At 40.9% G+C, this 14,642-nt stretch carries 12 protein-coding genes; 5 read left to right on the forward strand and 7 right to left on the reverse strand.

The features are described from left to right. Nucleotides 1-60: 60 nt before the first annotated feature. The 7 genes from rplS to valS form a co-directional block, all read right to left on the reverse strand. Entirely contained in the window at nt 61-417 is a 357-nt protein-coding gene (gene rplS / locus HG567_RS05450) for a 50S ribosomal protein L19 (RefSeq protein WP_202139450.1), read from the reverse strand. 21 nt (nt 418-438) lie between these two features. Further along, the gene (gene trmD / locus HG567_RS05455) at nt 439-1,128 is read right to left on the reverse strand and encodes a tRNA (guanosine(37)-N1)-methyltransferase TrmD (RefSeq protein ID WP_202139451.1); all 690 of its coding nucleotides are present in this window, start codon (nt 1,126-1,128) and stop codon (nt 439-441) included. Continuing rightward, nucleotides 1,129-1,683 (reverse strand): ribosome maturation factor RimM, encoded by a 555-nt coding sequence (rimM, locus tag HG567_RS05460; protein WP_202139452.1) that lies wholly within the window; start codon nt 1,681-1,683, stop codon nt 1,129-1,131. Then, nucleotides 1,684-2,007 (reverse strand): KH domain-containing protein, encoded by a 324-nt coding sequence (locus HG567_RS05465; RefSeq protein ID WP_001208515.1) that lies wholly within the window; start codon nt 2,005-2,007, stop codon nt 1,684-1,686. Between the two features lie 16 nt (nt 2,008-2,023). Continuing rightward, nucleotides 2,024-2,254: a 30S ribosomal protein S16 gene (rpsP, locus tag HG567_RS05470; RefSeq protein WP_000216122.1), complete on the reverse strand. Its 231-nt coding sequence runs from the start codon at nt 2,252-2,254 to the stop codon at nt 2,024-2,026. 73 nt (nt 2,255-2,327) lie between these two features. Further along, nucleotides 2,328-3,674, reverse strand: coding sequence for a signal recognition particle protein (gene ffh / locus HG567_RS05475; RefSeq protein ID WP_202139453.1), 1,347 nt, complete (start codon nt 3,672-3,674; stop codon nt 2,328-2,330). Nucleotides 3,675-3,688: 14 nt separating this feature from the next. Next, nucleotides 3,689-6,307 (reverse strand): valine--tRNA ligase, encoded by a 2,619-nt coding sequence (valS, locus tag HG567_RS05480; RefSeq protein WP_202163722.1) that lies wholly within the window; start codon nt 6,305-6,307, stop codon nt 3,689-3,691. A gap of 137 nt (nt 6,308-6,444) precedes the next feature. Here valS and fliW point away from each other — a divergent pair, with 137 nt between their 5' ends. The 5 genes from fliW (at nt 6,445) to proC (ending at nt 14,627) form a co-directional block, all read left to right on the forward strand. Further along, complete coding sequence (gene fliW, locus HG567_RS05485; RefSeq protein ID WP_001105858.1) at nt 6,445-6,852, forward strand: flagellar assembly protein FliW; 408 nt, start codon at nt 6,445-6,447, stop codon at nt 6,850-6,852. A 10-nt stretch (nt 6,853-6,862) separates the two neighbouring features. Then, on the forward strand, nt 6,863-7,924 hold the full coding sequence (gene murG, locus HG567_RS05490; RefSeq protein ID WP_202163723.1) for an undecaprenyldiphospho-muramoylpentapeptide beta-N-acetylglucosaminyltransferase: 1,062 nt from the start codon (nt 6,863-6,865) through the stop codon (nt 7,922-7,924). Between the two features lie 107 nt (nt 7,925-8,031). Then, nucleotides 8,032-10,125 (forward strand): Hop family outer membrane protein HopI, encoded by a 2,094-nt coding sequence (gene hopI / locus HG567_RS05495; RefSeq protein ID WP_202163724.1) that lies wholly within the window; start codon nt 8,032-8,034, stop codon nt 10,123-10,125. Between the two features lie 22 nt (nt 10,126-10,147). Next, entirely contained in the window at nt 10,148-13,840 is a 3,693-nt protein-coding gene (gene hopL, locus HG567_RS05500; protein ID WP_202163725.1) for a Hop family outer membrane protein HopL, read from the forward strand. Nucleotides 13,841-13,853: 13 nt separating this feature from the next. Continuing rightward, nucleotides 13,854-14,627: a pyrroline-5-carboxylate reductase gene (gene proC / locus HG567_RS05505; protein WP_202139458.1), complete on the forward strand. Its 774-nt coding sequence runs from the start codon at nt 13,854-13,856 to the stop codon at nt 14,625-14,627. Nucleotides 14,628-14,642: the final 15 nt, after the last annotated feature.

Consider the following 14,642-nt stretch of genomic DNA (forward strand, 5'->3'; position numbering starts at 1 on the left):
TTCAACCCCTAAAGAGCGTTCTACCCATCAGCATGATGGATAAAAGAATCTTAACAGAAATTAATGGCGGACTTCTTTAATCCTTGCTGCCTTACCTCTCCTATCGCGCAAGTAGTAGAGCTTCGCGCGGCGTACCCTGCCCACACGCAACACCTCAACGCTCGCCAAACTTTCGCTATAAAAAGGGAAAATTTTCTCCACGCCGATATTGTTAGCCCCTATTTTACGCACGCAAAAAGCCTTATCCACGCCATTGCCTCTAATCGCAATGCACACGCCTTCAAAATACTGAGTTCGTGTTTTTTCGCCTTCTTTAATGGTGATACCCAATCTCAAAGTATCGCCAGCTTTAAACGCTGGCATGGTCTTGTCTTTTAATTGAGTGTCTTCAAACTGCTGAATGTAGCGGTTTTTCATGTGTTTTCCTTAATGTCAATTTCATGATTTGTGCTGTTTGAATAAATCAAGGCGGTAAAATTTTGTCCTTAATTTTGACAAATCAAGTTTTAGTTGCTTGATTTTAGCATGATTTCCTTTAGAATATTCTAAAGGAGCAGGGATTTTATTGATTTCTTTGGATTTAAAAACAGCGTTAGCGAAATTAGGGGCCTCCAAATAATTATTTTCAAAACTCTCATTTTCTAAAGATTGGGCGTTACCCAAAACCCCTTGAATGTGGCGAGCGATACTATCTATCAAGCACAACGCCCCAAGCTCGCCCCCTGTTAAAATAAAATCGCCTATACAAAAAACCTCATCAGCGCTCAATTCAATAGAGCGTTCATCAAAGCCCTCATAACGCCCGCACACCAAAACGACATGCTTTTTTTGAGCCAAACGCATCGCGTCTATTTGCTTGAAAGGCTTGCCCACCGCGCTTAAAAAAATCGTGTGTTTAGGGTTTTTAACAAAATGGAGCGCGTTTTCTACCATCTCAGGGTCTAAAATTTGCCCTGCACCCCCACCAATGAGCGTGTGATCCGCTTTTTGAAATTTATTAGCGCTAAAATCTCTAAGGTTTAACACTTCTAATTCAAAAAGATTTTTTTCTAACGCTCTTTTTAAAATAGAATCTTCAAAATAAGGCAAGATGAGTTGCGGGAAAAGGGTTAAAACGCTGAATTTCACTCAACTATTCTCTAAAAGCGTTTTAGCGTTATGGGTGGTTATTTTTTTGTCTTGCAAAAGGATTTCTTGGATATAAAAATCCCTATAAGGGATTAAAAAAATCTTAGCCAAACCTTTTTCAACCAAGTTCAGCGTGGTTTCAACCATGAAATAATCTGTTTGAGAAATCCTTTGGATTTCTATGACTTTTCCTAGAATCTCGTTTTCTTCCACCACGCTAAGCCCTATTAAATCGCAATAAAAAAACTCGCCCTCTTTTAAAACACAGAGTTTTTTACTCTCTGCTTCGCTCATAAAAAGCCCTAAATTAGTCAGCTCTTTAGCCTTTTCGGGCGTGTGGATAGTTTCTAAAAACAACAAATTTTTGGCATGTTCATAAGAATGGATTGTATATTCTTTAAAAGAAGAAGCGCGAGAGAAAGCGTTCAAGGGAGCGACACTCACCTTAACGCCTTTTTTTAAGCACTCCGGAAAATCGCTCTCTAAATGAAGCTTTAACCCCCCATTAAGCCCCACGCTTTTACCAATTCTGCCCACTAAAAGCATAGAAACCATTCAAGGCGTTTGATCGCTATTTTTACTGGCAAAAACAACGATTTTATAAGAAAACCCGTCTTTGGCTTTCACACCAGAAACAAACGCCTTAATCGCACTCACCATTTTGCCCTCTTTACCAATCACATGCCCCATGTCTGATGGGTGGGTATAAATAGTGATTTGTTTGACTTTATCTTCTAAAAGCGTGTGCTCTACGCTCAAAGCTTGCGGAAAAGAAACAACCTTTTTTAAATATTTTTCTAAAAAAGTTGCCACACAATACGAATAGTCCTTACAATCAGCTTGAGAAAAAGGCGTGTTCAAAGGATCTAATTCGCGCATTTAACCTCACAAAACCTTAGGCTTTTTGAGAAAGCTTTTCCACCCTCTCGCTCATTTTAGCCCCCACGCCTTTCCAATAATCCAAGCGCTCCTTATCAATCTTAATATCTTTAGGCTCGCTTAAAGGGTTGTAATACCCAATGGATTCAATCCAGCCTCCATCCCTTCTTTTCCTAGAATCGGTTACCACCACTCTGTAAAAAGGCTTTTTCTTTCTCCCGATGCGCGTGAGTCTAATGACTGTCATTACAAAAATCTCCTAAAATATTCATATTAAATTTGAGATTATACAACAAAAGCGCCTAAAACATGCTTAAAAGTTAGTGCATTTTAGGGGGCGTTTGATTTTTAGCCTGACTCATGAGATTCATCAAATCGCTAATACCCTTTTTATTGGTTAAGCGTTTCGCCATTTTGCTCGCTTGATCAAAGCGTTTGATGATGCGGTTGATTTCAGACACTTCTAAGCCGCTCCCTAAAGCGATCCTTTTTCTTCGGCTGCCGTTTAAAATTTCAGGGTTTTCTTGCTCTTTTTTGGTCATGGAATTGACCATAGCCTTGATTTTTTTCACCTCTAAAGAGCTTTCTAAATCCGTGTCTTTCAGCGCGCTTGCCATATTCCCTAAACCTGGAATCATAGAGATTAGAGAACTCATAGAGCCTAATTTTTTCACTTTTTCAATCTGGTTTAAAAAATCGTTGAAAGTGAATTGCCCTTTTTTGAGTTTTTTGCTCAAATCTTTGGCTTCATTAGGGTTTAAAACGCTAGCGGTTTTTTCAGCGAGCGAGATAATATCTCCAGCCCCCATCAAACGCCCCACAATCCTTTCAGGTACAAACACATCTAAATCAGGGATTTTTTCCCCGCTCCCAATAAAACGCAAGGGTAAGCCTAATTGATAAGTGATGCCTAAAGCGATACCCCCTTTAGAATCGCTATCAAATTTGCTTAACACCACCCCGCTCACGCCTATTTCTTCGTTAAAGGTGTTCGCGCTTTTGACCCCATCTTGCCCGCTCAACGCGTCTGCGACATACAGCACTTCATGGGGGTTTAAGATTTCTTTAACTTCTTTTAATTCTTGCATAAGCTCTTTATCAATGGCTAAACGCCCCGCGCTATCCACGAGTAAAACATCAAATTGCGCTTCTTTAGCCCTTTTTAAAGCGTTGTTGGCGATTTCTTTCACGCTTTTATTTTCTTCATAAAACACTTCCACGCCCACCTGTTCGCCCAAAACCTTTAATTGCTCCACCGCCGCTAAGCGTTGCAAATCGCATGCGCATAAAAGCACTTTTTTATTTTTGGTTTTTAAATAATGAGCGAGTTTAGCGGTAGTGGTTGTCTTACCGCTCCCTTGCAAACCGGCCATTAAAACCACGGTGGGGGGCGTTTGAGCGAAAGTGAAACCACTGCTCCCTTTAGCGCTTAAAATTTCCAACAAACTCTTTTCTAAAGCGTCTAAAAATTGCTGCTTGCCAATGCCATTAAGTTTAGTCTGGCTTTCCACTTTTTTGAGCAATTCTCTAGCCACTTTATGATGCACATCGTTTTTTAAAAGCGTTTTTTTCAATTCGTCTAACGCCCGATCTAGCGCTTTTTCATCGTCTTGAAAGCGGATTTTATTGAGCGCGTTTTTAAACCCATCGCTTAATGCTTGAAACATTTTCTATCCTTTTATTATGGTTGTTCTAACAAATCCAATTCTTGCTTAATTTTACTTTCTTTTTCTAAAAGCGTTTTTAAACTCTCTTTGGCTTTTTCCAGCACGCTTTTAGGCGCGTTTTTGACAAAATTTTCATTGTGCAAATTGAGTTTTAGTTTTTCTTTTTCCAGTTTTTCTAGCTGCTTTTTTAAACGAGCAACCAGCGGGCTTAAATCAAGATTTTCTAAATTCGCATAAGTTTGGCAAAATTCCCCCACATCGCTCACGCTTTTTAAAGGCTTAGAACTAATCACGCTGACTTTTTCTAATCTCGCTAATTTTTGGGCGTAAGTTTGCAAACGCTCGGTGTTTTCTATGGCTTCCCTTAACCCCACGCTCGCTTCTTTTAAAACAATCGGTGGGGTTTCTAGCATGATTTTTAAACGCCTTAAAGACACAATGCAATCTTTGATCACTTCAAATTCATGCTCTAATTTTTCATCTTGCACTAAATCTTTAGGGTAAGGCATGACCATGATAGATTCAGTGTTTTCTAGTTCCGTATTGCTGAGCTTGTGGTATAAAGACTCGCTGATAAAGGGCATGAAAGGGTGCAAGAGTTTTAAAGCCTCTTTTAACACGCTCCCTAATTCGTCTATCGCTTCATTTTCCACTTTAGAAAATTCAATGAACCAATCGCAAAATTCCCCCCACAAAAAGCGGTATAACAAAGTCGTCGCATCATTAAAGCGGTAGTTATCTAAAGCGTTACGAGTCTCTTTAGTCACAAAATTTAAGCGCGATTTCGCATAACGCCCCAAAGGCGTTTGGTATTCACTCAAACGCTCCCTGTCTTTAAAAGCTTCTTGTTTGAGTTTCAAATAACTCACCGCATTGAAAATCTTGTTGGCGAAATTCTTGTTATTTTCTAAATGCACAATAGAAAGCTTAATGTCCCTGCCCGTAGCGCACAAATTGGCTAAAGTGAAACGCAAGCTATCCGCGCCGTATTTTTCTATCATTTCTAAAGGATCGATCACATTACCTTTAGATTTGCTCATTTTTTCACCCTTTTCATCCCTGACTAAGGCGTGCAAGTAAATATCTTTAAAGGGCAATTCGCCTAAAAGCGATTCGCTGCAAAAAAGCATCCTAGCCACCCAAAAAAAGAGGATGTCAAACCCGGTAATGAGCGTTGTGTTAGGGTAGAAATCCTTCAAATCGTTTTCATTAAACAAATCGCTTTTTTCTTGCCCCCACCCCAAAGTAGAAAACGCCCATAGCCCTGAACTGAACCAAGTGTCTAGCACATCTTTATCTTGCTCTAGTTTTCCACTCTTACAAGTAGGGCAACTTAAGGGGGTGTCTAGGCTTACAAACTGGTGGTTATTTTCACAAGTAAATACCGGTATTTGATGCCCCCAAAACAATTGCCTGCTGATACACCAAGGGCGTAATTCCCTCATCCAAGCGTTATAATTATTGATCCAATTAGAAGGGTAGAATCGCGCTAAACCCTGTTGGATTTTTTCAATAGAACTTTGAGCGATCTCAGGCTTGACAAACCACTGCTTAGACACATAAGGCTCTACCACATTATGACAACGATAGCAATGCCCCACTTGATGCATATGCTCTTCTATCTTTTCTAATAAGGCGTTTTCTTTTAATTTTTCTACGACCTTATCTCTGGCCTCTAATCGCTCTAAATTTTCAAACTCCCCGCAATGCGCGTTTAAAATCCCCTTTTCATCAAAGATTTTAATCATCTCCAAATGGTGGCGTTTGCCCACTTCGTAATCGTTAAAATCATGCCCAGGGGTAACCTTCACACACCCTGTGCCAAACTCCATTTCCACATGTGCATCAGCGATAATAGGGATTGTGCGATTGATTAAAGGCAGGATCGCTTTTTGCCCCACTAAATGCTTGTATCTCTCATCGTTAGGATTGACCATAAGCGCGCTATCGCCAAACAAAGTTTCAGGGCGTGTGGTAGCCACCACTAAATAATCTTTTTGATTTTCTAAATAATATCTAATATAATACAACGCCCCCTTACGCTCTTCATACTCCACTTCAATATCGCTCAATGCCCCATCTTTAGTGCACCAATTCACCATGTAGTTATCTTGAACGATGAGACCTTGTTCATACCATTTCAAAAACGCCAATTTAACCGCTCTTTGCAAGCCCTTATCCATCGTGAAACGAGTCCTAGAAAAAGCCGCGCTCACGCCTAAACGCTTCATTTGCTCTAAAATCGCTCCCCCGCTCTTTTCTTTCCATTCCCACACTTTTTTAATGAACTCTTCACGCCCTAAATCTTCTTTTTTAATCCCTTGACTTAAAAGCTGCTTTTCCACAACATTTTGCGTCGCAATGCCGGCGTGATCAAGCCCGGGCTGATACAAAGTCTTATACCCGTCCATGCGTTTGTAGCGCGCTAAAATATCTTGCAAGCTTAAAGTTAAAGCATGCCCTATGTGTAAAATACCGGTCACATTAGGAGGGGGCATCATCAAGCAAAATCGTTTGCCTTTTTCTTGGATTTTTTCATTGCCATCAATTTCAAAATACCCCCTATGAGAGCAAATTTCATAAATCTTTTTTTCTATTTCTTGGGGCTGGTAAGTGGTGGATTCTTGTTTCATTATTATTATTATCCTAAAATAGAGCGTTCTTTCAAAAATGGTTGGTTTTTGGAACGCCTTTTGCTTTTACGCTTTCAATTGTTGCGTATTTTTTTAAAATTATACAACAAAGCATTTAAATTAAAAAGGATAGTCCAGTGAATTACTTTTTAAAAGCCCCTATTTTAGGGTTTGAGCATATCAATGAGGTGCGTTTGGAAAAAATTGATTCCTTATTCAGCCGATTGGTTAGTCAAACGAACTCGCCCATGGCGTTGGATATGGTCTTAGTGAATCCCTATTGTTTGAGGGAATACAGCTTTGTGATACCCAAATACATAGAATTACTGCTAGAATTAGATTCTCACTCCAAAGTTGAGGTGTATTGCGTGGTCGTGTTGCAAAAAAATTTAGAAGATTCTATGGTTAATTTCTTAGCCCCCTTAGTGTTTAATTCCAAAAATGGCTTTGGCGCTCAAGTCGCACTTTCTATGATGGATTATCCGGATTTTGGCTTTAGGGATCCTTTAAAAAGCTTTGTGATTCAAGAAAGAGAACGAGCTTAAGGGTTTTAGCATGAAATTCGCTCTTACAGGGGGAGGCACAGGGGGGCATCTCTCTATCGCTAAAGCCTTAGCCATAGAATTAGAAAAGCAAGGCATAGAGGCTATTTATTTAGGCTCCACTTATGGGCAAGATAGAGAATGGTTTGAAAATAGCCCCTTATTTAGCGAACGCTATTTTTTCAACACTCAAGGCGTGGTCAATAAAAGCTTTTTTAAAAAAATAAATTCTTTATTTTTGCAAGTTAAAGCCGCTTTTAAGGCTAAAGAAATTTTAAAAAAACACCAGATCACGCACACCATTAGCGTGGGAGGTTTTAGCGCAGGGCCGGCGAGTTTTGCAAGCTTACTCAATCACATACCCCTTTATATCCATGAGCAAAATGCGATTAAAGGCTCTCTTAACCGCTACCTTTCCCCAAAAGCTAAGGCGGTGTTTTCAAGCTATGCGTTTAAAGATAAGGGAAATCATGTTTTAACCTCCTATCCCGTGCAAAACGCTTTTTTTGATTTTGCTAGGACTCGCACTGAAATCAAGCATATTTTATTTTTAGGCGGTTCGCAAGGGGCAAAAGCGATCAATGAATTTGCGTTATTAAACGCTCCCAAACTCACCAAACAAGGGATTAAAATCACGCACATTTGCGGCCCCAATTCTTATGAACAAGTGCGTTTTTTTTACCAGGAATTAGGGCTGTTGGACAAGGTAGAATTGTTCGCTTTCCACAATAACATCATAGAAGTCATGCATAGAGCGGATTTGTGTGTGAGCCGAGCGGGTGCTAGCAGCGTGTGGGAATTGTGTGCCAATGGCTTACCCACGATTTTTATCCCCTACCCTTTTGCGAGCAATAACCACCAGTATTACAATGTCTTAGAATTTGAAAAAGAAAACTTATGCTATGTCGTGCCTCAAAATGAATTATTGCCTAAAAAACTCTTTGAAGTCATCAGAAAGCTCAACCAAAAAGACGATCAAGGCAATAAAAACCTCACCACTATCAGCAACCAATTGCAACAAAAAATCGCTAAAGACGGTGCAAAAACCATCATTGAAACGATTTTGAGCGCCTAAAATAGCCCATTTTAATCAACAATTAAGCGACTAACCATTAAACTTAAGCGATAAATAAGATAAAATTTAGGATAGCTCAAATCTTTTAAAAAGAAAAGGATAACCCCTTGCAAAACTTTGTTTTTAATAAAAAATGGCTCATCTGTTCTAGCCTACTCCCCTTGTTTTTTCTTAACCCTTTAGCGGCAGAAGATGATGGGTTTTTTATGGGGGTGAGTTATCAAACTTCTCTAGCCGTTCAAAGGGTGGATAACTCAGGGCTTAACGCCAGTCAAGACGCATCCACCTACATCCGCCAAAACGCTATCGCTCTAGAATCTGCAGCGGTGCCTTTAGCCTATTATTTAGAAGCGATGGGCCAACAAACCAGGGTTTTAATGCAAATGCTCTGCCCTGATCCTTCTAAAAGATGTTTGCTCTATGCGGGGGGCTATCAACAAAACGCCCAAAATGGCGATACAGGCAACAACCCCCCAAGAGGCAATGTCAATGCCACCTTTGATATGCAATCTCTAGTCAGTAATTTAGACAAGCTCACCCAACTCATCGGCGAGACTTTAATCCGTAACCCTGAAAATCTTTCTAACGCTAAACTCTTTGAAGTCAAATTCGGCAATCAAAGCACTGTTATTGCCTTGCCTAGTGGTCTAACCAATGCTATGAACGCTTTAAACAATGATATTACCAACGCTTTAACCACGCTCTGGTATAACCAAACCTTAACGAATAAATCTTTTAGCACCCCTGATGGCAGTCCTGTGAGTTTTAGCCCTGAAGTCTTGCAACACCTTTTACAAGACGGCTTAGCCACAGCAAGTAATAGTCAAACCATTTGCAGCACTCAAAACCAATGCACCGCTACCAATGAAGCTAAATCTATCGCTCAAAACGCCCAAAACATCTTCCAAGCTTTAATGCAAGCAGGGATTTTAGGGGGTTTAGCGAATGAAAAGCAATTTGGCTTCACTTACAACAAAGCCCCTAATGGCAGCGATTCCCAACAAGGCTATCAAAGCTTTAGCGGCCCGGGTTATTACACTAAAAACGGCGCTAATGGCGCTACCCAAGCGCCCTTAAAAGACTTGCCCGCTGGAGCGACAATAGGATCAGGCAATGGCCAATACACCTACCACCCTAGCTCGGCGGTCTATTATTTAGCCGATAGCATCATCGCTAATGGTATCACCGCTTCTATGATCTTTTCAGGCATGCAAGTTTTTGCTAACAAGGCCGCTAAACTGACAGGCACTTCAAGCTATAGCCAGATGCAAGAAGCGATCAACTATGGGGAAAGCTTGCTTAGTAACACCGTAGCGTATGGGGATTTCATCACCAATTGGGTCGCCCCCTATTTGGATTTAAACAATAAAGGTTTGAATTTCTTGCCTAGCTATGGAGGAAAAGCTAATACCAATAATATAACCCCTAATTTAACCCCGCAACAAGCCCAACAAGAGCAAAAAGTCATCATAAACCAACTAGAGCAAGCCACAAACGCCCCCACCCCCGCGCAAATAGACAAGATCTTAGCCAACCCCTATTCCCCCACGGCAAAAACTTTAATGGCTTATGGGCTTTATCGCTCTAAAGAAGTGATTGGCGGGGTGATTGATGAAATGCAAACTAAAGTGAATCAAGTCTATCAAATGGGCTTTGCTAGGAATTTTTTGGAGCATAACTCTAATTCTAATAACATGAACGGCTTTGGCGTGAAAATGGGCTATAAGCAATTCTTTGGCAAAAAGCGCATGTTTGGGCTTAGGTATTATGGTTTTTATGATTTTGGTTATGTTCAATTTGGCGCAGGATCTTCTTTAGTGAAAGCCACTCTCTCTAGCTATGGGGCAGGCACAGACTTTCTTTATAATGTTTTTACCCGAAAAAGAGGGACTGAAGCGATAGATATAGGTTTTTTTGCCGGCATCCAACTTGCAGGGCAAACCTGGAAAACGAATTTTTTAGATCAAGTGGATGGCAACCATCTTAAGCCCAAGGACACTTCTTTCCAATTCCTTTTTGATTTAGGCATAAGGACTAATTTTTCCAAAATCGCCAAGCAAAGAAGATCCCGTTTTTCTCAAGGGGTAGAATTTGGCCTTAAAATACCGGTGCTTTATCACACCTATTACCAATCAGAAGGCGTTACAGCGAAGTATAGAAGAGCCTTTAGTTTTTATGTGGGCTACAACATAGGCTTTTGATTAAACAAAATAAGGGAAAAATATGATAAAAAAAGCTAGAAAATTCATACCACTCTTTTTAATTGGCTCCCTCTTAGCTGAAGACAATGGCTGGTATATGTCTGTAGGCTATCAAATCGGTGGCACGCAACAATTCATCAATAACAAACAACTTTTAGAAAATCAAAACATCATCAACAGCGTAACCCAAAGCGCGATCAATATTGCAGGGCCTACTACCGGCCTTATCACTTTAAGCTCTCAAAGCGTCATTGACGCTTTAGGCTATGGCGTGAGTAACACTGTTGGCAACCAATTAGAGGGCATTTCTAATATCCTAAATCAAATTGGTAAAAGAAAAGACTTTTATTCTAGCCGTCAAATCTCTAGCATTTCCCAGCAAATCATAGGGCTTAAAGGAAGCTCTGATCCTTTGAAAGCCCATTCTTCACAGATCACAGCCAAACTCCTTTCCAACACTCAAAGCGCGTTTGATGAAGGCATCGCTCTAAGCACTAGCATCATTAGCTCTATCAATAGCCTTAATCCCAGCAACAACACCCAAGAAGTCAAAGCCCAGCTCCAAAACACCGCGCAATCCATGACAGAATTATTGCAACAAATTGAACACAGCATCACTAAAACCACTAGCACCACTTACGCGCAATCCTTACTCTCCAATCTGACCGATGCGGTGAATGCCTCTAACAATAATACCACTTATGTGAGCGCTTTAAAAAACGCTTTAACCACTCTTGGGGTGGGGTATTTCCCTACGACAACCACAACGCATGTGGTGTTAAACCCACCGGGACAAATCGTATTCTATCCAGCTAATTCCATTTTAGGCTCTACTTCTTCAAACAGCAACAACCAACAACAATACAACAACACCCTTTTAATGAACACCTTACAAGGGGAATTAAGCGCTAATACTCAAAATAACCCCAATGGTTGTGCCAATCAAATCCAATGCTTAGAGCAATTCATCCAAAATTTAGCCCCTTTAGCCGCAACCCCCACTTCAAATAACCAAGCCAACCAGCAAGTCCAAGCCATCGCTCAAAAGCTTCAAAGCGTTGCTATCAACACTTTAGACAACAATGCGATCAACAACACCACCTATAATTTAAACAACTTGCACAACGCTTTGAATTTCCAAGCCTATGAAAGCACGATAGAACAATACAATAACGCTTTAAAACAAATTTCGTGGATTAGTTTTACTGAGCCTAAAAACTTGCTCAAAAACACTTCTAATAACTACCAAATCGGCACGGTTACCAACGCTCAAGGGCAAAATATCAGCGCCTATGATTGCGCAAGCGCTACCGGAAGCCTTTCTAGCAATGCTTCTAGCGGGATTTCATGCTCAGCGACAAGCTCCACAAGCTCTACAAGCTCCACAAATGGCTCTACAAACAGCTTTGACAATTCTTTAGTCGCTACCTCCAAAGTCCAAACCATAGGGGGCAAAGAGCAGATCGGCGTGAATTCTTTCAATCTTGTTTCTCAAGTGTGGAGCGTTTATAACTCTTTAAAAACTTCAGAAGCCAATTTGCAAAACAACGCCAAGATATTATGCGCTAATGGATCGCCATCTGGGACAAGCTCATGCGGCAACTCTGGGGGTTTGAGTATCAGCGGGAACTCCCAATTGCAAAATATTTTAAGCTCTACTAGTGGGACTACCACTACCGCTCAAGCTAAAAGCAACGCTCCCAAACTGAAAGCGATGGTGGTTGTGAACAATGAAGAAGAAGCTAAAACGACTAATTTAGCCCAAAATAGTGGGCCAACCACACAATCTCCTAACAGCACGGTGATGGGAGCTTTAAACACCGTATTGCAAAATGTCAGCAATTTCCAACAAAGCATTCAAAGCGCTTTTCAAAACCAAGAAAGTAATATCCAAGCTTGGGCGAATGCGATTTATAACACTAATGGGAGTCAGTCGCAAGAGATTACACCTAACAATAACCAAAATTTACGCATCCAATTGAGAGCGAATTTCTACCAGCTCATCAATACGATTAACCAGCAAGTGCCTACAGACATGAATGCTTTAATTAATCAAAGCCAACAAACCCAACAAACAAGCGGAGCAACGAGCAATAATAACGCATGCGGTAATGGCACAACAAGTTGGTGCTATCAGCAGTGGTCCGATTCTAAAGCTTATTACAGCGGGTTGCAAAGCGCTTTAGGGTATCAAACGCAAGCGACAACTCAAAATGGGAGCAGTGGTGGGAACACTATCACCTACAATGTCCAACAAATCACGCTCACTAGCGGTGGTTTGCTCAATCAAATCATCACAAATCTTAAGGGCGTTAATGGGGGAAGCAGTGGAAATGGCACTAGTCAAATCAACACAGCCTACCAGATGCTCACAGACGCTAGCGATGGGAAATTAGGGACTTATAGTAGTAGTAGTAGTAGTGGCAGTAATAACGGCTATACGCCATGCAATAGCGGGAGCAATGGAACGAGTGGGAGCAATTGTTATGAACCCAACAAACAACAAAACGCCACCACCGCCACTACCGCAAACACAGCCACCACAACCGACAGCAATTTACAAAAAGTCTATAATGACGCCCAGAAGATAGCCGACATTATCGCCAGCTCTGGGAATAATAAAGGCGTTGAAAACGGCTTAAAACAATTCTTTGAAGTGCTAAAAAGTAATAGTAGCAGTCTTAGTAATTTATGTGGTAATAGTAGTGGTAGTAGCTCTACTTGCTCCGGTGGGCTTATCAACCTTTTAGGGGCAATCCCCACAAACGGGGTGAGCGATACGAATAATTTAATTAATTTGCTCACTGAATTTATTAAAACCGCCGGCTTTATCCAAAATAATGATAATAACGCTAGTAATGAGAGTCTCAAAAGCGCTTTTCAAGCCATTACGAGCGCTATTTCTCAAGGGTTTCAAGCCTTGCAAAACGACATTAGCCCTAACGCGATTTTAACCTTGCTCCAAGAAATCACTTCTAACACCACCACCATTCAGTCATTCTCGCAAACCTTACGGCAGCTTTTAGGGGATAAAACATTCTTTATGGTGCAACAAAAACTCATTGATGCGATGATTAACGCTAGAAATCAGGTTCAAAACGCGCAAAATCAAGCCAATAACTACGGCTCTCAACCCATTTTAAGCCAGTATGCGGCCGCTAAAAGCACCCAACACGGCATGAGCAATGGATTAGGGGTTGGTTTGGGCTATAAATACTTCTTTGGTAAAGCGAGAAAATTGGGCCTTAGGCATTATTTTTTCTTTGATTACGGCTTTAGTGAAATAGGCCTAGCCAATCAAAGCGTGAAAGCGAATATCTTTGCTTATGGGGTAGGCACGGATTTTTTATGGAATCTATTCAGGAGGACTTACAACACTAAAGCGTTGAATTTTGGTCTATTTGCTGGGGTCCAATTAGGCGGCGCAACTTGGCTTAGCTCTTTAAGGCAACAAATCATTGACAACTGGGGGAACGCTAATGACATTCATTCAACGAATTTTCAAGTGGCGCTGAATTTTGGGGTGCGCACCAACTTTGCGGAGTTTAAGCGTTTTGCCAAGAAATTCCACAATCAAGGGGTTATAAGCCAAAAGAGCGTGGAATTTGGGATCAAAGTGCCTCTCATCAATCAAGCGTATTTGAGAAGCGCTGGGGCTGATGTGAGCTACAGGAGGCTTTATACTTTCTATATCAATTACATCATGGGGTTTTAAAAAAGGGTGTGTCATGGAAATCTTACAATTCATCGGCTATGGGAATATGGCTCAAGCGATCTTAGAAGGCTCTCATGAAATTTTATCCAAGCGTTTTATTTTAGAAATTACCGGGCGAAACCCTGAAAAAATCGCCCCCTTTTTACAAGAAAAAAACATTCAAGCCCAAATCGTGCCTTACAAAGAAGCTATTGATATACACCAAAAATTCGTGTTTTTATTGTTTAAGCCTTACAACCTTAAGGATTTTAATTATCAAGGGCAAGCTAAAAGCGTTTTGAGCGCACTAGCTGGCGTGGGTTTTGAAGCTTTAAGTGATGCGATAGATTCTTTACATTACTTAAAATGCATGCCCAATATCGCAAGCAAGTTCGCCCTTTCTTCTACGGCAGTGTGTGAAAAATCGGTTGCACCTTCAATAAGCCAAAAGGCTTTGAGTGTTATTGAGAGTTTTGGGAATTGCGTGCGAGTGGGCAATGAAGAGCAGGTTGATTCTAGCGTGGCGACAAATGGGAGCGCGCTCGCGTTTTTAAGCTTGGTAGCGAGCAGTTTGAAAGATGCCGGTATTAGAGAGGGCTTGAACGCTAGAGATTCTTTAGAATTGGTGAAGATGAGTTTCAAAGGCTTTGCCAAGCTGTTAGAAAAAGAACGCCCTGAAATGATTATAGAGCAAATTTGCACCCCTAAAGGCGCAACAATTGAAGGCTTGAGCGTTTTAGAAAAAAAGGGGGTTAGGGGAGCGTTTATACAAGCATGTCATGAGAGCGTGAAAAAAATGCGCCTCTAAAAATTACACTCTTAA

This window comes from Helicobacter pylori, assembly GCF_016755635.1.
Taxonomy (GTDB): Bacteria; Campylobacterota; Campylobacteria; order Campylobacterales; family Helicobacteraceae; genus Helicobacter; species Helicobacter pylori_CQ.

Excerpts from the sequence above, each read along its gene's own strand:
- HG567_RS05465 (WP_001208515.1), bottom strand. The coding sequence starts at position 2,007 with ATGCGCGAATTAGATCCTTTGAACACGCCTTTTTCTCAAGCTGATTGT.
- rplS (WP_202139450.1), bottom strand. The coding sequence starts at position 417 with ATGAAAAACCGCTACATTCAGCAGTTTGAAGACACTCAATTAAAAGAC.
- rpsP (WP_000216122.1), bottom strand. The coding sequence starts at position 2,254 with ATGACAGTCATTAGACTCACGCGCATCGGGAGAAAGAAAAAGCCTTTT.
- ffh (WP_202139453.1), bottom strand. The coding sequence starts at position 3,674 with ATGTTTCAAGCATTAAGCGATGGGTTTAAAAACGCGCTCAATAAAATC.
- proC (WP_202139458.1), top strand. The coding sequence starts at position 13,854 with ATGGAAATCTTACAATTCATCGGCTATGGGAATATGGCTCAAGCGATC.
- murG (WP_202163723.1), top strand. The coding sequence starts at position 6,863 with ATGAAATTCGCTCTTACAGGGGGAGGCACAGGGGGGCATCTCTCTATC.
- rimM (WP_202139452.1), bottom strand. The coding sequence starts at position 1,683 with ATGGTTTCTATGCTTTTAGTGGGCAGAATTGGTAAAAGCGTGGGGCTT.
- hopL (WP_202163725.1), top strand. The coding sequence starts at position 10,148 with ATGATAAAAAAAGCTAGAAAATTCATACCACTCTTTTTAATTGGCTCC.
- valS (WP_202163722.1), bottom strand. The coding sequence starts at position 6,307 with ATGAAACAAGAATCCACCACTTACCAGCCCCAAGAAATAGAAAAAAAG.